A 20791-nucleotide genomic window follows, 5' to 3' on the forward strand; every position below is an offset into this window, starting at 1 on the left:
CTCCTTTCTATCATGCTTGGAGCATCTCATGAGTTCTATCTTACTAAGCAATCCGTTCTTGAATCTTGCACCGCCGCCAAGCGGCGCGCAGCCAGCGGCACCGGCACTCGGCGTCGCACCCCCGCAAAATGCCTCGGCTGGCAATAACAACGGCAATCCTACCTCGTTCTCAGGATCAGGAACGGGCAGCAGCGATGATCAACAGACGGCGGCGGCAGTGATCCGCGCCCGTGCGAGGGTCGCAATGACGCCCCCCTCGAACGCAACAAGCACCTCAGTGGTAAACGCGCAGACCCAGGATGAGAACGACATCATGCCATTTGGCGCTAACCTGCCAAAAGTTGAAATGCCCGATCCCCTGCCAACCTCGCCTTTTCTTTTGCGACTATCTGAAAAAGATTGATCGCAGCTATTCCGCTGCTTTTGCGCCCGGATTGTTTGGATGTGTAGTCCAGTTTGCATAGTCCTTCTGGACAACCTTTCCGGTGCGCGGATCGGTTTCACCCGCGGCCATCGCTTCCATCGTGATGCACGCCTCAACCGGGCAGACATTGACGCAAAGATTGCAGGCCACGCATTCCTCGTCGATGACTGTGAACGTGCGGTCCTCTGACATGGCAATCGCCTGGTGCGAGGTATCCTCGCAGGCCGCAAAACAGCGACCACAGGAAATACACAGATCCTGATTGATCTTGGCCTTGGCGATGTAATTGAGGTTCAACTGGTTCCAGTTGGTCACATTGGGCACCGCACGCCCCACAATGTCATCCACCGATGCATACCCTTTGCTGTCCATATAGTCCGACAGCCCACTGATCATTTCCTGAACGATCTTGAAGCCATAGGTCATCGCCGCCGTACAGACCTGCACATTGCCCGCGCCCAGCGCCAGAAACTCGGCCGCATCGCGCCACGTGGTCACGCCACCAATGCCGCTGATTGGCAGCCCGGCCAGATCAGGATCACGCGCAATTTCCGCCACCATGTTCAGCGCAATGGGTTTGACCGCTGGTCCGCAATAGCCACCATGCGCGCCTTTGCCGTCAATTGTCGGTTCCGGTGCAAAAAGATCCAGATCAACGGAGGTGATCGAATTGATTGTATTGATCAGGCTGACCGCATCCGCACCGCCATTCTTCGCCGCCTCTGCCGGTTTGCGAATATCCGTGATGTTGGGCGTCAGTTTTACAATCACGGGCATGCGCGTGTTTGCCTTGACCCAACGGGTCACCATTTCGATGTATTCCGGCACCTGCCCCACGGCAGACCCCATGCCGCGCTCGCTCATCCCATGCGGACAACCAAAGTTCAGTTCAACCCCATCTGCACCGGTCTCTTCGACCAGCGGCAGGATCATCTTCCACGGTTCTTCTTCACAAGGCACCATCAGGGATACGATCATCGCCTGCGCCGGATAATCGCGTTTGACCAGCTTAATCTCATCCAAGTTTGTTTGCAGCGGGCGGTCGGTGATGAGTTCGATGTTGTTAAGCCCCAACAACCGACGATCAGCCCCATAAATCGCCCCATATCGCGGGCCATTCACGTTCACAACATGTGGGTCGAGCCCCAGTGTTTTCCACACCACGCCACCCCAGCCTGCGTCAAACGCACGGCGGACATTATATTCTTTGTCCGTCGGCGGTGCCGAAGCCAGCCAGAAAGGATTGGGGGATTTGATCCCGATGAAAGTGCTTGTCAGATCAGCCATGTGCCGTCTCCCCGTAGGGTGGGATTAACCCACCAAAGTCTTGTGAATATCCAGTGCTGCATCGCGCCCTTCGGCGACCGCTGTGACGGTCAGGTCATCACCGCCAGACGCACAATCGCCCCCGGCCCAAATGCCTTTGACAGAAGTGCGACCAACCGCGTCGACTTTGATCTTGCGGCCCTCAAGCGCGGGCAACCCGTCACCCTCAAGCGTCTGACCGATCGCCTTAAAAACCTGATCGGCAGTGAGACGCAGCATTTGCCCTGTGCCTTTCATCGCCTCATCAACATATTCAAATTCAATCTCGCGCACTGATCCGTTGCCATGCACAGCCACAGGCACCGCGTGGGTGACGATCCGCACCCCCTTGGAGGCGGCCAAATCCTGTTCAAACGCACTGGCATTCATCCGGTCGCGGCCCCTGCGATAGACCAGCGTAACATTAAGCGCGCCCAACAGCTTGGCCTGAACGGCCGCGTCCACAGCCGTCATGCCGCCACCGATCACCACCACATCACGTCCAATCGGCACGCTGCCCATGTCGCCTGCCTGTCGCAGATCAGCGATGAAATCAACAGCATCGGTGACACCATTCTTATCCTCGCCGTCCACACCCAATGCGTTCACCCCGCCAAGGCCAACCCCAAGGAATACCGCATCAAAGCCTTCCTGCAAGCTGTCCAGCGTCACGCCCTGACCCAAAGCGATCTCATTTTCAAAGATTATTCCACCGATCTGCATCAGCCAATCGACCTCACCCTGGGCAAATTCATTTGGCGTCTTATAGGCCGCAATCCCGTATTCGTTCAGGCCACCCGGTTTGGGCCGCGCATCATAGATCACAACATCATGCCCCAGCATTGCCAATCGGTGCGCACAAGACAGCCCAGCAGGGCCCGCGCCCACCACTGCTACCTTTTTGCCAGTGGAAGCGGCCCGCGTGAACGGATGGACGCCTTTGCCCTGCAAGGTGTCCGTCGCATAGCGCTGCAATTGCCCGATCAGAACTGGTTTGCCTTCGGCCAACTCGCGCACGCAGGCTTCTTCGCACAATGTCTCTGTCGGGCAGACCCGCGCGCACATCCCGCCCAGAATGTTCTGGCTGAGTATGGTTTTGGCCGCCGCGTCCGGCGTTCCTGTTGCGATCTGGCGAATGAAAAGCGGTATGTCGATATCGGTGGGACAGGCCGTAATGCACGGCGCGTCATGACAGAAATAGCAACGGTCCGCCGCGACCAATGCCTCATGATCGGCCAAGGGCGGATGCAGGTCGGAAAACTGTGCCTCATAGGTTTCGGGCGCGAGACGCCCCGCCTTGATCCCCGGCTCAAATACGTCTGATGTCATCTGGCTTATCCTCACCTTCGCTGGACATTCGAAAGGCTCACACGGATTTAAAATTTTATCAACTGGTAAAATTATTCAGAGGCATGAAATATTACTAAGACAAACGGCAGTTGCTCGAAATTCCGCAAAACCGCTTGGTTTTTGATCCCAAGGTCTCAGGATCCCTTAAGGCTGAACTTGGACAAGCCATGCCATTGCTTGCCAAACGCCTGCCTCAGGGGCCATTCCAATCGACATCATCTGCCTTCTCAATTGACAATCGTCCCTCCGGCCATGGGCGCATCAGGGGGATCACATTGGGTGGGTCCGCTTCCAGCCAGGCAGCAATATCAGCCTTCTCTAGGACAACCGCCATGCGGTGGTGGATCGGGGAAACATCGGCATTTGGTGGGCAGGTGACCGTCGCGACCTGACCGACGTTGACACCCCCCGGCCCGTTCCAAACACCTGTGATGGCTGCAAAATACAGAAATTCAGCGTCATTGGGGCGGATCCGCCAAGCCGTTTTGCGCCTCTTCTCGCCCGTCCACTCATACCATCCATTGACCGGAACCACCGCCCGTCCGGTCCCGTCATATGCGGATTTTTGGAACACAGTTTCAGATCGGGCATTGATCAGCGTTTCCATCACCGGCCGCCCACGCGCGTTCACCCGGCCCACGGGGATGATCCCCCACCGCATGCGGGCCAGGCCCGTCGTCGTGAATGTGACAATCGGCTGTCCCGGCGCGATGTTGTTTCTTGGTGGCTCATCGTCCAACGCCTTTGTCCCCAGATCCACAGCAAGCGCTGCCATATCAGAGGTCAAAAACAATCTGCCGGGCATAACTCCTAACCTTTGATCTGCTCAAGCAACGTCAGAACTTCTGGCCCCACCCGCGCGACAATCTTGGCAACACCATCCGCGTTGGGATGAATGCCATCAGGCTGAAAAAAGGCGCGCAAGGCAACCGGATCAAGCGGCGCGTCCCCTTCGACCAGTCCATCAAAAAAGCTTTCAAGCAGAAGGCTGTCATATTCCTTGGCAAGCTCAGGATAAAGCCGATCAAACTGGGATTTGTAATCAGGGCCAAAATTGCCGGGTGCTTCCATCCCGACCAACAGCACCTCGACATTCGCGGAATTTGCAGCCTGCAATATCCCTTCAATGTTGCCACGCGCCTGACCCGGATCCAGACCGCGCAGCAGGTCATTGCCGCCAAGCGCCACGATCATCCCGTCCACATCCGGCGTTAGCGTCCAATCGACCCGCGCCAAACCACCGGCCGTTGTGTCCCCAGACACGCCCGCATTGATCAGCCGCACATCGGCCCCCGCCGCCGTCAGCCAGCGCTGCAATTGCGGCACAAAACCATCCTCGACCGGCAACCCGTAGCCTTGGGTCAGGCTGTCACCCAAGGCAGCAATCACCACTTCTTCGGCATGTGCGGCACCCGCAAAACTCAGAACAATCCCAATCAGTGCCTTGCGCATCGGTCTTATTACTCCATATCCAACAGGACCCTCATGAAAGGCCGCCCCCCAGTGTTAGACAGCATGACAGACCCTGTGTTCCAGTTACAAGATGTGATGCTTTCGCTAAACGGCAATGCTGGCCTTGTTGAAATCCTGCGCGGGATCACGCTGAATATTGCCCATGGCGAAACCGTGGCGCTGACCGGCCCATCGGGATCTGGCAAGTCATCACTCTTGATGGTGATGGGTGGATTGGAACAGGCAACCAGCGGCAGCATCCGCGCGCTGGATCATGATCTGAGTACTATGAACGAAGACGCGTTGGCCCGTTTTCGTCAGGGTCGCATGGGCATCGTGTTTCAGTCTTTTCATTTGATCCCGACCATGACCGCCCTTGAAAATGTCGCAACACCGCTCGAACTGGCGGGCATTTCAGATGCGTTTGAGCAGGCCGAAGAGGCGCTAAAGGCCGTCGGATTGGGACACCGCATCAATCATTACCCCGCCCAGATGTCGGGTGGCGAACAACAGCGCGTGGCGCTGGCCCGTGCCTGTGCACCGCGCCCTGCAATTCTGCTGGCCGACGAACCAACGGGCAACCTCGACAGTGTGAACGGCGAGGCGATCATAAATCTGCTCTTTGATCTGCGTGACAGATACGGGGCAACACTTGTGCTGGTCACCCATGACCCGGCCTTGGCAAAACGTTGTGACCGCGCGGTGTCTCTGGCCGACGGGCGCATTGTATGAGCCTACAACTGGCCGCCCGTTTTGCCCGCCGCGAGATGCGCGGAGGATTGCGGGGCTTTCGTTTGTTTCTGGCCTGCCTCGCATTGGGTGTGGCGGCGATTGCCGCTGTGGGCTCCGTCAGAGCGGCGATTGAGGGCGGGTTGCAACGCGAAGGATCAGCACTGCTTGGCGGCGCTGCAGAACTGGATTTCACTTATCGGTTCGCGACCGAAAATGAACAGGCATGGATGGCCGACCGGGCCACGGCTGTGTCCGAAATCGTTGAGTTTCGATCCATGGCGGTGGTCACTCAAAATGGCGAAGACGAGCGCGCGCTGACCCAGATCAAGGGTGTCGACGCGGCCTATCCGCTTGTTGGTGAGATGGTTCTGGACCCGGATATGCCTTTGGATCAAGCGCTTTCTGAAAAGGCTGGTGTTTCGGGTGCGGTCATGGAACGAGCGCTGGTGGACCGGTTGGGTTTAAGTGTCGGTGATGAATTCCGACTTGGCACCAAAGCCTATCGCCTCAGCGCGCTGATTGTGCGTGAACCCGACAGTGCCGCCAGCGGCTTTGCCCTGGGCCCGCGCACCCTGCTGCGCCGCGATGCACTTGAAGGGTCCGGGCTATTGGGGCCCGGCACCCTCTACAACAGCAAATACCGGCTTGATCTGCCGCCGGATACCGATCTCGAAACAGTTAAGAAAGCCGCACAGGACCAGTTTCAGAACAGCGGGATGCGCTGGACCGATGCGCGCAACGGTGCGCCGGGCGTCGCACGGTTTGTTGAACGTTTAAGCGCTTTCTTGGTGCTGGTTGGACTGTCCGGGCTTGCGGTCGGTGGCGTGGGCGTATCTGCGGCGGTACGCGCCTATCTGACCGGCAAGACCGAAGTGATCGCGACTTTGCGTGCTTTGGGGGCTGATCGGGCGACAATTTTTCAAACCTATTTTTTGCAGATTGGACTGCTTTCTTTGCTCGGCGTTGCCATAGGTGTGACCCTTGGAGCGGCAGCGCCCTTGGTTTTGGCACCGCTGATTGAGGCACGTCTGCCTATTCCTGCGGCCTTTGCCCTGTATCCCGCCCCGCTCGCTGAAGCAGCGATTTATGGTCTGCTCACGGCACTCGCCTTCACCCTGTGGCCACTCGCGCGCAGCGAAGACGTGCGCGCCGCGACATTGTTTCGGGATGCCTGGCAAGGCGCGCGAACCTTGCCTGCCCCAAAGTACCTGATCGTGATCGCCGCCCTTGTGGCGCTGCTGGTCGGGCTGGCGGGTTGGTTTAACGGTTCTTGGTGGCTGACACTCTGGACTTTGGGCGGGATTGCAGCGGCCCTGTTGCTGCTGGCCCTGGCGGCTGGGCTGATCCGGTGGATCGCGCGTCATGCCAGCAAACTTGCGCGTGGACGGCCCCGCCTGCGGTGGGCCTTGGCCGCAATCAGTGGTCCGGGCGAAGGGGCGGGTGCCGTTGTTCTGTCACTGGGTCTGGGCCTGTCCGTGCTGGCCGCAGTGGGGCAGATCGACGGCAACCTGCGCAATGCCATCTCTGGAAATCTGCCAGATGTCGCGCCATCGTATTTCTTTGTCGACATTCAAAAAGACCAGATGCCGGGATATACTGAACGCCTCGAAAACGATCCTGCCGTCAGCCGTATTGACAGCGCCCCAATGCTGCGCGGTGTGATAACCCAGATCAACGACACACCCGCGCGTGAGGTCGCCGGCAACCATTGGGTTGTGCGCGGCGACCGCGGCGTGACCTATGCCGCAGCACCTGATCCAGATGCGACATTGACAGCAGGCGAATGGTGGGATGCAGACTACGACGGCCCGCCACTCATCAGCTTTGCCACCGAAGAGGCCGAAGAGATTGGCCTGAAACTGGGCGACACACTGACCATCAACATACTGGGCCGCGACATCACCGGCACCATCGCCAGCTTTCAGGAAGTTGATTTTTCCACCGCCGGGATTGGATTTGTTCTGACCATGAACCCCAGCGCGCTGAGCGGCGCACCGCATACCTTTATCTCAACCGTCTACGCGGAATCTGAGGCCGAAACCGCAATCCTGCGCGATCTGGCAGCGGCTTATCCCAACATCACCGCGATCCGGGTGCGTGATGCGATTGACCGGGTGTCGTCGGTGCTGGCAGGTTTGGCAGCGGCAGTCTCATACGGCGCGCTTGCGACACTGCTCACCGGGTTTCTGGTGTTGATCGGTGCCGCTGCCGCCGGGGCAGAGGCGCGCACCTATGAGGCAGCGTTGCTCAAGACCTTGGGGGCCACGCGGCGCAAGATCGCAGGCAGCTTTGTGTTGCGCGCCGCATTACTTGGACTTTTTGCCGGGGTTGTCGCCTTGGGCTCAGGTATTTTGGGGGGCTGGGCCGTCAGCCGATTCATCATGGAGACGGACTTCACCGTCATTTGGCCAAGCGCACTGCTGATCATTGCGGGCGGCATACTGGCGACCGTATTGGCAGGCCTTGGCTTTGCCATCCGATCCCTGAATGCAAGGCCCGCGCAAGTGTTGCGCGCGCGGGAATAAGCCCCGCGCGCCCGATTTTTCCCGCGTTACTCTGCCGCTTCTGCATAATCCTCTAGCGGAGGACAGGTGCAGATCAGGTTCCGATCCCCGTGCACGTTGTCGACACGGTTGACCGGAGGCCAATATTTGTCGACGCGGAATGCACCGGGAGGGAAACACCCTTGTTCGCGCGTATAGGGCCGATCCCCCCATTCCAGCACCAGATCCTCAACGGTATGAGGCGCGTTTTTCAGTGGGTTGTTTTCGCGCGGCATATCGCCTTTCTCAATTGCTGTGATTTCGTCCCGGATCGCCAGCATTGCATCACAGAAACGATCCAGCTCGGCTTTGTTCTCCGATTCCGTGGGCTCTACCATCAACGTCCCTGCCACCGGCCAGGACATTGTTGGCGCATGAAAACCGGCATCAATCAGACGCTTTGCAATGTCGTCTACTGTCACGCCCGCACTGTCTTCAAACGGGCGCACATCCAGAATACATTCATGCGCAACCCGGCCCGTTGGCCCCTTGTAAAGAACATCAAAGGCACCCTCTAACCGCTTGGCGATATAGTTGGCATTCAGAATGGCAACGCGCGTGGCCTGCGTCAGGCCCTCGCCACCCATCATCAGACAATAGGCCCAGGAAATAGGCAGCAAGGAAGGTGAGCCAAACGGTGCTGCCGACACCGCCGCACCACCTTCATTCGGGTGGCCGGGCAGATGCGCGATCAGATGCGATTTGACACCGATGGGTCCCATACCTGGTCCACCGCCGCCATGCGGGATGCAAAACGTCTTGTGCAGGTTCAGGTGACTGACATCACCACCCAGATCGCCAGGCCGGCTCAGCCCCACCATCGCGTTCATGTTCGCCCCGTCGATATAGACCTGGCCCCCGTGCTGATGGGTTATCTTGGTGACTTCGGTCACGGTTTCCTCAAACACACCATGGGTCGATGGATAGGTGATCATGCACCCCGCAAGATTATCGGAGTGCTGTTCGGCCTTTGCCCGGAAATCATCGAGATCAATATCACCGTTTGCGGCGGATTTGATCACAACGACCTTCCATCCGACCATCTGTGCGCTGGCCGGGTTGGTCCCATGCGCAGACACCGGGATCAGGCAAACATCGCGATGCCCCTGTCCCTCTGCCCGGTGATAGCCTGCTATTGTGAGCAGCCCGGCATATTCGCCCTGCGCACCCGAATTCGGTTGCATGGATATCGCATCATAACCGGTTATATCACACAGCTTTGAGGACAGATCGTCGATCAGTTCCTTATAACCAAGCGCCTGATCCGCCGGAACAAACGGGTGCATCTGCGAAAACTCACGCCAACTGACTGGCATCATTTCTGCGGCCGAATTCAGCTTCATCGTGCAAGATCCAAGCGGAATCATCGCACGGTCCAACGCAAGATCGCGGTCCGCCAGACGGCGCATGTAACGCATCATTTCCGTCTCGGCCCGGTTCATGTGAAAGATTGGATGGGTCAGATACTCGGACGTCCGCAACATGTCGTCCGGCACCCGGTAATCGGGGGTAAAATCATCGTCAGCCTGTCTGATCCCGAAGGCGCGCCAGACCGCTTCGATGGTCGCAGGACGCGACCGTTCATCCATGGTGATGCCCACACGGGTTTCGCCCACGCGGCGCAAGTTGATGCCCTCGTCGACCGCTGATTTCATGACCGCGGCCTGTAACGGACCAACGTCCACAGTGATGGTGTCAAAGAACGCCTGCGGGTCCACTTTGAAGCCAGCCGCCTCCAATCCCTTGGCCAGACGCACAGTCTTGCGATGAATACGCTGCGCAATAGCTTTCAGGCCCTCGGGCCCGTGAAACACCGCATACATCGACGCCATCACCGCCAGCAATGCCTGTGCAGTACAAACGTTCGATGTGGCCTTTTCACGCCGAATATGCTGCTCGCGGGTTTGCAGCGACAGCCTGTAGGCGCGGTTTCCGTGGGCATCGATTGACACACCGACAATCCGCCCTGGCATGGCGCGTTTCATGGTATCCTTGCAGGCCATATAGGCCGCATGTGGCCCACCATACCCTTCGGGTACGCCAAACCGCTGCGTAGAGCCAACCGCAATATCCGCTCCCATCTCGCCCGGTTCTTTCAACAAGGTCAGCGAAAGGGGGTCGGCAGAAATGATACCAATTGCATTGGCCTCATGCAGCGCCGCGATGTGCTTGGTAAAGTCGCGCACATGACCATAGGTGCCGGGATACTGAAAGACTGCGCCAAATACGGCACTCGCATCCATCTTGTCCGGATCACCCACAATCACGTCTATCCCCAAAGGGGCGGCCCGTGTTTTCATGACCGCAATGTTTTGTGGATGGCAATCCCGGTCGATAAAGAAAGCTGTCGCTTTTGACTTTGCCACACGCTGCGCCATCGTCATCGCCTCAGCACAGGCCGTGGCCTCATCAAGCAGGGACGCATTGGCAATCTCAAGCCCGGTCAGATCGCTGACCATGGTTTGAAAGTTTAGCAATGCCTCAAGCCTGCCCTGCGAAATCTCCGGCTGATAAGGGGTATAGGCCGTATACCACGCCGGGTTCTCAAGAATATTCCGCTGGATCGCCGGCGGTGTCACAGTGCCATGATAGCCCTGCCCGATCAGGCTGGTCAGCACCTTATTCTTACCCGCCGTGATGCGCATATGCTCAAGCACTTCGCGCTCTGACATCGCCTTGCCAAAATCAAGCGGCTCTTTCGTCCGGATCGCCGCTGGCAAGGTGTCATCAATCAATGCCGCCAGCGATTTCGCCCCGACCGTCTTGAGCATGTCGGACATTTCCGCAGGGGACGGCCCGATATGACGGCGATTGGCAAAATCATACGGCAAATAGTCTGTAGGCTTGAAGGTCATAGCGACACCCCTGCTTCATTGTTCCAAAAATACACAATTCCGGCCTAGGCCGCACACGTCACCCGATGAATTTCTGGTAACCCGCTTCATCCATGAATTCGTCCATCTGTGACGCATCGCTTGGCTTCATCTTAAAGAACCAGGCCTCGCCCTGCGCGTCGTCATTCACCATGCTCGGCGTGTCGGTCAGAGCGCCGTTCACTTCCGTGATTTCACCATCAATGGGTGCGAGAATATCTGACGCCGCCTTTACGGATTCAATCACCACAACTTCATCATCCTTGCTGATGGTGGTGCCAACATCGGGCAGTTCCACAAATACGACATCGCCCAGTTGTTCGGCCGCATGGATCGTAATGCCCACAACGACTTCGTCACCTTCAACGCGCAGCCATTCATGTTCTTCGGTAAATTTCATCTCGGTCTTCCCTGTGGTTGATTATCTTTTAAAGTTTGCAGCAACAAACGGCAGCTTGGCAACGGTCAATGGCATGCGTTTGCCCCGAACCTCGCCCCAAAGGGCGGTGCCAATCTTGCTTTGCTCCGTCGCGACATAGCCCATGGCGACCGGCCCGCCCGTGGTGGGGCCAAAGCCGCCAGAGGTTACAGTGCCCACGGCCTGCCCACCTTCGGCGGCATCAAAAATCTCGACGCCTTCACGCATCGGTGCACGGCCTTCGGGTTGCAGACCCACGCGCTTGCGGCTCACGCCATTCTCAAATGCGGCCAGCACTGCATCCGCGCCAGGAAATCCGCCGGCACGATCGCCGCCCGCCCGGCGTACTTTTTGAATGGCCCAACTCAGACCCCCTTCAACGGGATTTGTCCCCGCATCAATATCATGCCCATAAAGACATAGCCCCGCCTCAAGCCGCAGGGAATCACGCGCACCAAGGCCAATCGCTTCAACCCCATCAAGGGCAAGCAACGCCCGCGTCAATGCCACTGCCTCGTCCCCAGGCACAGAAATCTCATAACCATCCTCGCCTGTGTATCCGGACCGCGAGGCCCAGACATCACTGCCGTTCAGCGTTAAATCCCGCACATCCATAAAGGTCATATCCGCCGCCGCCGCATCCATACTGGCCACCGCCGCCTCTGCCCCCGGCCCCTGCACCGCAATCAAGGCGCGTTCAGTAAGGGGTGTCACCAGTATCTCAGGCTCCAGCGCCGCTTTCATACGGGCGATATCAGCGTCTTTGCACGCGGCATTCACCACCACAAACAGATCATCACCGCGCCGCGCGAACATCAGATCATCCTCGATCCCGCCCGCATCGTTGGTGAACAACCCATAGCGCTGGCGACCATCCTCAAGTCCCAGCACATCCATCGGCACAAGACTTTCAAATCTGCGTGCGACATGTTCCCAGCTTTCGCCGGACAAGATCACCTGCCCCATATGGCTGACATCAAACAATCCCGCCGCCTCGCGGGTCTGCTGGTGTTCTTTCATCACGCCCATGGGATATTGAACGGGCATATCATAGCCCGCAAACGGGACCATCTTGGCACCCAATTCGACATGAAGATCATAAAGCGGCGTGCGTTTCATCTGAGTCATCTCGCGTCCTCGTCCTTATCTGAACCGGAAGCCTCAAATGACCAAACCGGCATCACAGCGCCGCGAAATGCAGCACCCGATGCCCCCTCTGTCCTTTCGCCTGAGATCGTTATCCCTTCGGCGGATGCCTCTCGGCACCACTCTCCAGAGTGTCCTTGTCCATCACGGTCCTTGCAGCCTGAGAGTTTCCGGGGCGGTTGCTCCTTCGGCATCAGCGTCGCTGATTCTCCCGTGGTAGATGACCATACGTATGCCGCGGCATACATCTGCGTCAAGCGTGCTTGTGCACAGGCCGCAACAATGATTTCCTTTGAGTGACGACAATCGAATTGGCACGCGCAATGACCCCTTACTTTTTTGGCTATGGCAGTCTGGTGAACATCCAGACGCATGATTATCCAGATGCGCAACCTGCGACGCTCGGCGGCTGGCGACGCGCATGGGTGCGCACTGCGGCGCGCGACGTGGTGTTCCTGACCGCTGTTCCAGACCCTTCATCAACCATTGATGGGGTGATCGCCGCCGTGCCGGACGGCGATTGGGTGGCATTGGATGCCCGCGAATATGGGTATGCGCGACACAGTTCCAGCGGCGCAGTCGCGCACGATCTGAACCCGGCCCCCGACATCGCACATTACGCCATTCCCCCCAGTGCGATGGGTGCGGCGGGCAATCACATCATCCTGCTCAGTTATCTTGATGTGGTTGTTCAGGGCTTTTTGCACCTGTACGGAACTTCCGGCGTCGAGCGGTTTTTTGACACCACCGATGGCTGGAATACGCCAGTGCTGGATGACAGGGCGGCACCCGTCTACAGCCGGCATCGCAGCTTGACCAAGGGCGAAACAAACTTGGTCGATCATCATCTCAACCGGCTATCGGCGCGCGTGGAAGAGCGCCATCAAACGACCCTCGCGGCCAAAAATATCTGAACCTTTACGCTCTGCCGCACCGCCCCGTGTGATACAGCGCACTGCCAGTATCCAGGCGATTATACCAAATAGAACCCCTGCCAAAGATTGGCCGATCAGCACACCCTGAGCGTCAAACAACACCGAGCCCAGCCAAACCAATGGGATGAGCGCCAATGCATTGCGACCCCAATTGGTGAGGGTCGACAGGAACGGCTGGCCCATATTGTTGAACGCCGCATTGGCAACGAACAAAACACCCGGAAAAAAGAACATCAAAGACAACGGTCCGCAGAACAGATATATCAAATCCCGGGTCACTCCGCTGGCCTCAAACAGGTCCGCCAGGGGCCCACGAAAAACAAAGAGCAACGCTGAAACGGTGCCGATGACCAAGGCCACAAACAGAACCGATGCGTTGAAGCCGCGCCGCACGCGGTCCATGTTTCCCGCCCCATAATTCTGGCCGATGATGGGCCCGACGGCCCCCGAAAGCGCAAATACGACACCAAAAGCCACCGGCGTCATGCGCCCGACAATTGCCATGCCAGCCACCGCTTCCTCACCGTAATCGGCCATCACACGAGTGACATAGGCCTGACCGACAGGCGTGGCGATCTGGGCCAGAATTGCTGGAAACGCGATTGCCATGATCGGCGACAGATCCCGCACCATGCCGGCCAACCTTGGGCGCGCAATACCGCCATAGATGCGGATGATTGGCAGCATGGCCATAATGGCAATCGCCACACGCGCGGCAAAAGACGCCATCGCGGCCCCGGTGAGTTCCAGATCAAGACCAAAGATCAGGATCGGATCCAGCACCGCGTTCACGATACCGCCCACAATCGTTGCCATCATCGCACGCCGCGCGTCGCCATATGCCCGAAGGACAGCAGCCCCCATCATACCAAGGATCAGGAAAGGCACAGACGGGACAACAATGCGCAGAAAATGCACACTGAGCATGGCCGTCTCGCCAACCGCCCCTAAAAGAGCGACCAGTGGCACGATAAAGATCCAGACCGCCAATGAAAATGCACTGCCAAAAACGAGGCCATAGGTCAGCGCATGGGTGGTCCGTTCGCGGGCAAGGGCCTCGTCTCCGGCACCCAAAGCGCGCGCAACCAGCGCCCCCGCCGCGATGCTCAGGCCAATTCCAAATGAGGTGGTAAAAAACAGGATTGCGCCCGCATATCCAACCGCCGCCGCCAATTCCGCTTTGCCCAGCATCGAGATGAAAATCAGGTCGACAAAATCGACGATGAAAACTGCCATCAATCCGATGGACGCGGTCAGCGACATCACGGCCACGTGCCTGAACAGGTTGCCCGTCAGAAACTTGGCGCTCCCCTCAGCCATGACGCTCCGGCGTATACCTCAGGATCGGTCGCAGGTGCCCCAGCACCGCGTTTACCTGCGCGCTCTTATGGTTTGCAGCAAGGGCATCACCGCAGCCATTTCCGGGCCATGCTCCTGACCTGTCAGCGCCAGACGCAAGGGCCGGAACAAGCCGCGGCCCTTGCGCCCTGTTGCTTCTTTGACGGCTGTCGTCCACGCCCCCCAGGTGCCCCCGTCAAATGGCATGTCAGGCAGCATCTTCATTGCGTCAGAAATGAACTCTTCATCGCCGTCCTCGATCACTGGATCGGCACCGTCCCGGAACATTGCCCACCAGACCTTCAGATCATTCAAGGTTTCGATATTTTCGTGCGTGACCGCCCAGAATTGCGCCGCTTTGTCAGCAGGTACGCCCAGATCGGCAATCGTGTCTGCAACTGCATCCAATGGCAACGCCTGCAAATACCGACCGGTCAATGGAAAGAGGTCCTGCACATCAAATTTGGTCGGCGCAGAGCCGAAGTGGTTGATATCAAACCCTTCTATCAATTCTGCCATATCTGTGCGCAGCTCAACCGGGTCACTGGACCCCAGTCGCGCCATCAGGCTGAGCAGGGCAAATGGCTGTATTCCCTGCGCCCGCAGATCGCGCAGCGCCAATGTGCCCAGACGCTTTGACAGCGCCTCGCCCTTCGGCCCGGTCAGCAGCGAATGATGCGCGAATTTTGGCACAGCGCCTGCGCCCAGCGCCTGCATGATCTGAATTTGTGTGGCAGTATTGGTCACGTGATCCGACCCGCGCACGACATGGGTCACACCCATTTCGGTATCGTCGACAACGGAGGCCAGCGTGTACAGAATCTGACCGTCGCCCCGGATCAACACAGGGTCGGATACCGATGACGCGTCAATAGAAATGTCGCCAAGGATACCATCTTCCCATTCAATGCGCTGCTGGTCGAGCTTGAACCGCCAGACACCCGCACCCCGCTCAGCGCGTAGCTTGTCCTTTTCCGCATCAGACAGCGCAAGGGCCGCGCGATCATACACCGGCGGCTTACCCATATTGAGCTGTTTCTTGCGCTTCAGATCAAGCTCGACCGGTGTTTCGAACGCCTCATAAAAGCGCCCCTTTTCACGCAGCTCTTCTGCCGCGGCATGGTATTGATCCAACCGCTCTGACTGGCGCTCAACCCGGTCCCAATGCAGGCCCAGCCATGACAGGTCTTCCTTGATCCCATCAACGTATTCTTCTTTGGATCGCTCGGGGTCGGTGTCGTCAATGCGCAGAATGAATGTACCGCCGGCCTTGCGCGCGATCATGTAATTCATCAGCGCCGTGCGCAGGTTGCCAACGTGGATATACCCGGTGGGGGACGGGGCAAAACGGGTGATCGTAGGGTTAGACATTTGCGGTTCTCCTGTTGGCCGATGGCTTGTCACAGGGGCGCACAATTGTCTAGGTCGCGTGAACAGGCCAACGGCTGGCCAGATCCCTCAGCCCTGCGCGGATCAGTTCGGCGAGCACGTCCATATCCGCATATTCCAGTTTGTTCAGATAGAGGCATGACTTGCCCTTGGTATGCTTGCCAAGCCGCGCCAATATTGCGTCAAAATCTGCATATCCCGGCATGATGTAGATCGACAGTTTCGCTTTGCGCGGCGCAAACCCGGTGGCAAGCCAGGACCCCGTGCGGCCGGACGTGTAGGTGTAATCATAGCGGCCATAGCCCAGCATACCGCCCTTGTAGAGAACCGGAGCCCAGCCTGTAATTTCGCGAAACATCGCATCAAGCTGCGCAGCCTCGCGGTGTCTGCGGATCGGTTCAACATTGGCCAGAAAATCTTTTACATCCGACATGTTAATACCCCCGGCACGGTTTTCGCCCAATCAACAACGATGCGGCATCATCGTCTTAGCGCCGCAAGATCAGTCGTTGAAAGGATAGCGGCCAGCCGCGTATTTGTCGATAAAATCGGCCGACGCGTGATGGCCAAGCGCACGGGCTTCTTCCGCCGGTGTCGCATAGTCGTCGATCCGGGTCCGGCGCGAAACATCTGCACCCGCATCAATCAACATCTTCATCGCGGGACGATCATCCCGCACCGCGGCCATATGCAGCGGCGTCCAGTCATTTATCCCATGTGCATTGCAATCTGCGCCCGCTTTGATCAGGACCGCCATCATATCATAGCGATCGCTCTTTTCGCGCTCGATGCAAGAATGCAATGGGGTGTAGCCTTCGGCATCCCTAAAAATCAATGTGACGCCCTTGCCAATCATCCATTCCACGGCAGCGAAACACCCAAGGTCAATCGCATTGGTGATCCAATGTCGTTGCACGAACGCATCTTTGCCCTGAGGAAAGTCATCAACGATAACAGCGGCTGTTTCCAGAGCGTCAAGTTGACCCAGCGCAAGCATCGCAACAATTTCGTCGTAGTCTGTTTTGATCATGTTTTCGCAGTTCAGGGCCGAACCTCAGGCCCTCATCCGCCTTCGTTCAACGCGCCGTTTTCCCACGTACCTGTGGCTTCTTCGCCCGTGGCATAGCGCATTGTCCCCGCCCCTTGACGTTTGCCAGCCTTGAATGTGCCCTCATAGACATCGCCATTGGCATAGGTCGCTTTGCCCTGGCCCTCGATCTCGCCGCGCGTCCATTCGCCTTCGTAGACGAACCCGCTGGCCATGTTCAGCTTGCCCTGACCCTGCCGCTGACCGTTCTCGAACGCGCCTTCATACACCGTGCCATCAGGATAGGTCACTTTGCCCGCCCCATGACGCTGACCGTCTTTCCAGCCACCTTCATAGCGATACCCGTCCGCATAGGTCATCACACCGGTGCCGTCGTTGCGGGCATTCTTAAACTCGCCGTCATAGATGACACCATTGGCATAGGTCGCAATCCCCTTGCCATCAATGACACCAGAGGCCCATTCGCCTTCATAGGTGGAGCCATCGACATAGGTGATTTTGCCCATACCATCCGCCAGATCATCACGGAACGAACCGACATAAACGGACCCGTCAGGATAGGTCACGGTGCCTGCGCCCTCGATCTGGCCCGCCACCCATGACCCGACATAGACATACCCATCGACCCCGGTGAAAGTGCCCTGCCCATCGCGGCGGTCATCCTTGAATTCGCCTTGGTAAATGTCACCGTTGGCATAGGTCACCTTGCCCGTGCCTGACCGCCGTCCCCCGACCAGATCACCTTGATAGACATCACCATTTGGTTGGGTCAGCGTACCAGAACCATCAATCTGGCCATCTTTCCACAAACCAACATAAACCAACCCATCGGGCATGGTCAGCGTGCCGGTGCCGCTGCGTTTGCCCGCGACAATCTCACCTTCATAAACGGCACCGTCAGGATAGGTGATCGTGCCGATCCCCTGTTTGACGCCATCAACCCAGTCGCCTTTGTATTCATAGCCTCCGGGGCTTTGCATCACGCCTTTGCCATGGTGTTTGGCATTGCGAAACGCACCCTCATAGCGCACGCCATTGGCATAAAGCGCGACACCATTGCCCAGGATCGCACCGCTCTGCCAGTCGCCTTCATAAGTGCCACCATCGGCAAAGGTGATCTTGCCAAAACCATCTGGTTTCCCTTTGGCAAAGTTACCTTCATAGACGGATCCATTGGGGAACCTTGCTATGCCTTCGCCCTTGATCTCGCCCTCTTCCCAATTGCCGGAATACTCATATCCGTTGGGCAGCTTGTAGGTTCCCTGCCCATGTTGCAGACCTCCCCGGAACGTCCCCTCATAGATCCCGCCATCGTCGTATTCCTTGGACAATACCGCTCCGTCCTGGGCCAGGACGGGCAGTGGTAGAAGTGAAATGCAAAGGATCAACAGACGAAGTGACATGAACGGCCCTGCTCTGGTTGTGCGAGAATCGCGGTGCTCAAGAACTGCCACGCCCCCGCAGCATTTCGTTATTAACCTAAGCAAAGGAGGCAATGGGGGCAATCGTTTTTGGTGTGACCGACCCGCACATGGGCTTTCCCTTGCCGCGTGATCTGCTACATCGGGGCGCAACACATTCACGAGGTCGCATCATGGCAGAGCGTTTCCGCATCACTTTGGGCCAGCTGAACCCAACCGTAGGCGATTTGGCTGGCAATGCCGCCCTTGCCCAGGACGCATGGGAAAAAGGCAAGGCAGCAGGCGCAGATCTGGTAGCTTTGCCTGAAATGTTTATCACCGGATATAACGCCCAGGATCTGGTAATGAAACGCGCGTTTCAATTGGATGTAATGACACATGTTGACGCATTGGCGGTTAAATGTGCCGACGGCCCGGCGCTGGCCATCGGCGCACCGTGGGTCGAAGGGACCGAACTTTATAATGCCTATCTGATCCTTAAGAATGGCAAGATCGCCAGCCGCTCCCTTAAACATAACCTGCCCAATGAAACCGTGTTTGATGAGGTACGAATATTTGATGCTGGCCCTTTGGGAGGCCCCTACTCGGTTGGCAATACCCGCGTCGGCTCCCCCATCTGCGAGGACGCATGGCACCCTGATGTGGCCGAAACGCTCGCCGAAACCGGGGCGGAATTCCTGCTCGTTCCGAACGGGTCGCCCTATTACCGCGACAAGATGGAAGTCCGGCAGAACATCATGGTCGCACGGGTGGTGGAAACCGGTTTGCCGCTGATTTATCTCAACATGATTGGGGGGCAGGATGATCAGGTCTTTGACGGCGCATCGTTTGCGCTGAACCCCGGCGGTGCATTGGCGGTGCAACTGCCCGCGTTTGAGGCCTGCGTCACACATGTTGATCTGGAACGCGGTGCCGATGGCTGGCGCGTGCTGCCACAGGAATTGACCCCGTTGCCTGATGCTTGGGAACAAGATTACCGCGTCATGGTGATCGGCCTGCGCGATTACATGCGTAAGACCGGTTTCAAGAAGGTGCTTCTGGGACTGTCGGGTGGCATCGATTCGGCAATTGTCGCGACGATTGCTGTCGATGCACTGGGGGCTGAAAATGTGCGCTGCGTGATGCTGCCCTCTGAATACACCTCCCAATCCTCACTGGATGACGCAGAGGCGGTGGCAAAAGCGCTGGGCTGCAGATACGATTATGTGCCGATCAAAGAGGCCCGGGGCGCGATCACAAATACACTTGCGGATCTGTTTGAGGGCACCGAACCGGGACTGACCGAAGAGAACATTCAATCGCGCCTGCGCGGTCTGCTGCTGATGGCCCTTTCCAACAAATTTGGTGAAATGCTGCTGACCACCGGTAATAAATCCGAAGTCGCAGTGGGATATGCCACGATCTACGGCGATATGGCGGGGGGCTATAACCCGATCAAAGACATGTATAAAACCCGCGTCTTTGAGACATGCCGTTGGCGCAACGCGCATCACCGCGATTGGATGTTGGGACCTGCGGGCGAAATGATCCCAGAGACCATCATCACCAAACCACCGACTGCTGAGCTGCGCGAGGACCAAAAAGACAGCGACAGCTTGCCGGACTATCCCGAGCTGGACGCCATTTTGGACATTCTGGTTGATCAGGACGGATCAATTGCCGATTGCGTGGAAGCAGGGTTTGACCGCGACACCGCCAAAAAGGTCGAACATCTGATCTACATCTCCGAATACAAGCGCTTTCAATCTGCCCCGGGTCCCCGCCTGACCAAAGGCGCGTTCTGGCTGGACCGGCGGTATCCGATTGTGAACCGTTGGCGCGATCCGTCTTGATCGACACAAAATTGACTGGTTCAGGCGAGATCAAAATCAGGGTTCGTTCTGCGAGGTTCTTTGTTGCTGGCGGTATTCTGGCTTTTTGTGCAATCTTCTGCCTCACCTTTGCGGCCATAATCTTATCGGTCAGCAGTGATTTTGGCACAGCGTTCTGGACCGCCTTCACGGGTTTGGCTTTTTTTGGTTTGCCCGGCTTTTTCCTTTTGGGCATCGCGATCAAACAACCTATCGCTCTGCGCGTGGATAAGAATGGCATCTCGGGATATTATGCGGACCCTGCAACTTGGCACGAAATTGATGAAATAAATGCTGTGACCGACAGCAAGGGTAAAACTTCAGTCGGTTTTTCTCTGATGGATCCAGTTGGGTTTCGGGACAAACAAACCCCTTGGCGACGCTTCACATATTGGTCGAACGGACGGGACCATGGCCATCATGTCATCGTCCCGCATCTCATTTTTGAACCCGGTCAGGCGGAAAAACTGGTTGATGAGGCGCGCCGTCTGAAATCTGCGACGCAATTGTGATCTAACAACGACTTGATTTGCATTCGGCAGCAAACTCGCCAATTTGTGAACTGAC

The 20791-nt window shown here is 57.5% G+C and carries 18 protein-coding genes and 1 riboswitch; of the genes, 6 read left to right on the top strand and 12 right to left on the bottom strand.

Translation table 11 applies throughout. The annotated features are described in order from the left end of the window. The first annotated feature begins 28 nt into the window (after positions 1 to 28). Entirely contained in the window at positions 29 to 403 is a 375-nt protein-coding gene (locus C1J02_RS17165) for a hypothetical protein (RefSeq protein WP_162798365.1), read from the top strand. A 6-nt stretch (positions 404 to 409) separates the two neighbouring features. Here the strand turns inward: C1J02_RS17165 and preA are convergent, their stop codons facing one another. From preA to C1J02_RS17185, 4 genes are all read right to left on the bottom strand, one after another. Then, positions 410 to 1711 carry an NAD-dependent dihydropyrimidine dehydrogenase subunit PreA gene (preA, locus tag C1J02_RS17170; RefSeq protein ID WP_114879666.1) on the bottom strand — a complete coding sequence of 434 codons (1302 nt, stop codon included), beginning with the start codon at positions 1709 to 1711 and terminating at the stop codon, positions 410 to 412. Between the two features lie 24 nt (positions 1712 to 1735). Next, the gene (locus tag C1J02_RS17175; protein WP_114879667.1) at positions 1736 to 3058 is read right to left on the bottom strand and encodes an NAD(P)-dependent oxidoreductase; all 1323 of its coding nucleotides are present in this window, start codon (positions 3056 to 3058) and stop codon (positions 1736 to 1738) included. A gap of 214 nt (positions 3059 to 3272) precedes the next feature. Continuing rightward, on the bottom strand, positions 3273 to 3884 hold the full coding sequence (locus C1J02_RS17180) for an SOS response-associated peptidase (RefSeq protein WP_114879668.1): 612 nt from the start codon (positions 3882 to 3884) through the stop codon (positions 3273 to 3275). Between the two features lie 5 nt (positions 3885 to 3889). Continuing rightward, on the bottom strand, positions 3890 to 4531 hold the full coding sequence (locus C1J02_RS17185; RefSeq protein WP_114879669.1) for an arylesterase: 642 nt from the start codon (positions 4529 to 4531) through the stop codon (positions 3890 to 3892). A 63-nt stretch (positions 4532 to 4594) separates the two neighbouring features. Here C1J02_RS17185 and C1J02_RS17190 point away from each other — a divergent pair, with 63 nt between their 5' ends. Together C1J02_RS17190 and C1J02_RS17195 are read left to right on the top strand one after the other, a co-directional pair. Next, positions 4595 to 5263 (top strand): ABC transporter ATP-binding protein, encoded by a 669-nt coding sequence (locus tag C1J02_RS17190; protein WP_114880682.1) that lies wholly within the window; start codon positions 4595 to 4597, stop codon positions 5261 to 5263. Further along, on the top strand, positions 5260 to 7788 hold the full coding sequence (locus C1J02_RS17195) for an ABC transporter permease (RefSeq protein ID WP_114879670.1): 2529 nt from the start codon (positions 5260 to 5262) through the stop codon (positions 7786 to 7788). The genes C1J02_RS17190 and C1J02_RS17195 overlap by 4 nt, the downstream gene beginning before the upstream one ends. A gap of 26 nt (positions 7789 to 7814) precedes the next feature. Here the strand turns inward: C1J02_RS17195 and gcvP are convergent, their stop codons facing one another. Genes gcvP through gcvT form a run of 3 tightly spaced genes read right to left on the bottom strand, consistent with a single transcriptional unit; the run spans position 7815 to position 12225 of the window. After that, positions 7815 to 10661 (bottom strand): aminomethyl-transferring glycine dehydrogenase, encoded by a 2847-nt coding sequence (gcvP, locus tag C1J02_RS17200; RefSeq protein ID WP_114879671.1) that lies wholly within the window; start codon positions 10659 to 10661, stop codon positions 7815 to 7817. A gap of 58 nt (positions 10662 to 10719) precedes the next feature. Further along, positions 10720 to 11079 (bottom strand): glycine cleavage system protein GcvH, encoded by a 360-nt coding sequence (gene gcvH / locus C1J02_RS17205; RefSeq protein WP_114879672.1) that lies wholly within the window; start codon positions 11077 to 11079, stop codon positions 10720 to 10722. A gap of 21 nt (positions 11080 to 11100) precedes the next feature. Continuing rightward, positions 11101 to 12225: a glycine cleavage system aminomethyltransferase GcvT gene (gene gcvT / locus C1J02_RS17210; protein WP_114879673.1), complete on the bottom strand. Its 1125-nt coding sequence runs from the start codon at positions 12223 to 12225 to the stop codon at positions 11101 to 11103. Positions 12226 to 12380: 155 nt separating this feature from the next. Beyond that, a riboswitch (glycine riboswitch) is annotated at positions 12381 to 12467 on the bottom strand. Positions 12468 to 12566: 99 nt separating this feature from the next. Here gcvT and C1J02_RS17215 point away from each other — a divergent pair. Next, positions 12567 to 13157, top strand: coding sequence for a gamma-glutamylcyclotransferase family protein (locus tag C1J02_RS17215; protein WP_114879674.1), 591 nt, complete (start codon positions 12567 to 12569; stop codon positions 13155 to 13157). On the opposite strand, the gene C1J02_RS17220 is transcribed toward C1J02_RS17215, so the two are convergent. The 5 genes from C1J02_RS17220 to C1J02_RS17240 form a co-directional block, all read right to left on the bottom strand. Then, positions 13101 to 14498 (bottom strand): MATE family efflux transporter, encoded by a 1398-nt coding sequence (locus C1J02_RS17220; protein WP_114879675.1) that lies wholly within the window; start codon positions 14496 to 14498, stop codon positions 13101 to 13103. The genes C1J02_RS17215 and C1J02_RS17220 overlap by 57 nt on opposite strands. Positions 14499 to 14549: 51 nt before the next feature. Next, positions 14550 to 15887 (bottom strand): glutamate--tRNA ligase, encoded by a 1338-nt coding sequence (gene gltX / locus C1J02_RS17225; protein WP_114879676.1) that lies wholly within the window; start codon positions 15885 to 15887, stop codon positions 14550 to 14552. 49 nt (positions 15888 to 15936) lie between these two features. Continuing rightward, positions 15937 to 16338: a DUF1801 domain-containing protein gene (locus tag C1J02_RS17230; RefSeq protein WP_114879677.1), complete on the bottom strand. Its 402-nt coding sequence runs from the start codon at positions 16336 to 16338 to the stop codon at positions 15937 to 15939. 69 nt (positions 16339 to 16407) lie between these two features. Beyond that, the gene (locus C1J02_RS17235) at positions 16408 to 16935 is read right to left on the bottom strand and encodes an ankyrin repeat domain-containing protein (RefSeq protein ID WP_114879678.1); all 528 of its coding nucleotides are present in this window, start codon (positions 16933 to 16935) and stop codon (positions 16408 to 16410) included. Between the two features lie 32 nt (positions 16936 to 16967). Further along, the gene (locus tag C1J02_RS17240) at positions 16968 to 18356 is read right to left on the bottom strand and encodes an MORN repeat-containing protein (protein WP_114879679.1); all 1389 of its coding nucleotides are present in this window, start codon (positions 18354 to 18356) and stop codon (positions 16968 to 16970) included. Positions 18357 to 18547: 191 nt separating this feature from the next. Between C1J02_RS17240 and C1J02_RS17245 the strand changes: the two genes are divergently transcribed. Continuing rightward, positions 18548 to 20206: an NAD+ synthase gene (locus C1J02_RS17245; RefSeq protein WP_114880683.1), complete on the top strand. Its 1659-nt coding sequence runs from the start codon at positions 18548 to 18550 to the stop codon at positions 20204 to 20206. Then, entirely contained in the window at positions 20203 to 20736 is a 534-nt protein-coding gene (locus C1J02_RS17250; RefSeq protein ID WP_114879680.1) for a hypothetical protein, read from the top strand. The genes C1J02_RS17245 and C1J02_RS17250 overlap by 4 nt, the downstream gene beginning before the upstream one ends. The last annotated feature ends 55 nt before the right edge of the window (positions 20737 to 20791 follow it).

Source organism: Sulfitobacter sp. SK011, assembly GCF_003352065.1.
Classification (GTDB): domain Bacteria; phylum Pseudomonadota; class Alphaproteobacteria; order Rhodobacterales; family Rhodobacteraceae; genus Sulfitobacter.

Excerpts from the sequence above, each read along its gene's own strand:
- gcvH (WP_114879672.1), bottom strand. The coding sequence starts at position 11,079 with ATGAAATTTACCGAAGAACATGAATGGCTGCGCGTTGAAGGTGACGAA.
- C1J02_RS17245 (WP_114880683.1), top strand. The coding sequence starts at position 18,548 with ATGGCAGAGCGTTTCCGCATCACTTTGGGCCAGCTGAACCCAACCGTA.
- gcvT (WP_114879673.1), bottom strand. The coding sequence starts at position 12,225 with ATGACTCAGATGAAACGCACGCCGCTTTATGATCTTCATGTCGAATTG.
- C1J02_RS17175 (WP_114879667.1), bottom strand. The coding sequence starts at position 3,058 with ATGACATCAGACGTATTTGAGCCGGGGATCAAGGCGGGGCGTCTCGCG.
- gltX (WP_114879676.1), bottom strand. The coding sequence starts at position 15,887 with ATGTCTAACCCTACGATCACCCGTTTTGCCCCGTCCCCCACCGGGTAT.
- C1J02_RS17215 (WP_114879674.1), top strand. The coding sequence starts at position 12,567 with ATGACCCCTTACTTTTTTGGCTATGGCAGTCTGGTGAACATCCAGACG.
- C1J02_RS17165 (WP_162798365.1), top strand. The coding sequence starts at position 29 with ATGAGTTCTATCTTACTAAGCAATCCGTTCTTGAATCTTGCACCGCCG.
- preA (WP_114879666.1), bottom strand. The coding sequence starts at position 1,711 with ATGGCTGATCTGACAAGCACTTTCATCGGGATCAAATCCCCCAATCCT.
- C1J02_RS17185 (WP_114879669.1), bottom strand. The coding sequence starts at position 4,531 with ATGCGCAAGGCACTGATTGGGATTGTTCTGAGTTTTGCGGGTGCCGCA.
- C1J02_RS17195 (WP_114879670.1), top strand. The coding sequence starts at position 5,260 with ATGAGCCTACAACTGGCCGCCCGTTTTGCCCGCCGCGAGATGCGCGGA.
- C1J02_RS17190 (WP_114880682.1), top strand. The coding sequence starts at position 4,595 with ATGACAGACCCTGTGTTCCAGTTACAAGATGTGATGCTTTCGCTAAAC.
- C1J02_RS17180 (WP_114879668.1), bottom strand. The coding sequence starts at position 3,884 with ATGCCCGGCAGATTGTTTTTGACCTCTGATATGGCAGCGCTTGCTGTG.
- C1J02_RS17235 (WP_114879678.1), bottom strand. The coding sequence starts at position 16,935 with ATGATCAAAACAGACTACGACGAAATTGTTGCGATGCTTGCGCTGGGT.
- C1J02_RS17220 (WP_114879675.1), bottom strand. The coding sequence starts at position 14,498 with ATGGCTGAGGGGAGCGCCAAGTTTCTGACGGGCAACCTGTTCAGGCAC.
- C1J02_RS17230 (WP_114879677.1), bottom strand. The coding sequence starts at position 16,338 with ATGTCGGATGTAAAAGATTTTCTGGCCAATGTTGAACCGATCCGCAGA.
- C1J02_RS17240 (WP_114879679.1), bottom strand. The coding sequence starts at position 18,356 with ATGTCACTTCGTCTGTTGATCCTTTGCATTTCACTTCTACCACTGCCC.
- gcvP (WP_114879671.1), bottom strand. The coding sequence starts at position 10,661 with ATGACCTTCAAGCCTACAGACTATTTGCCGTATGATTTTGCCAATCGC.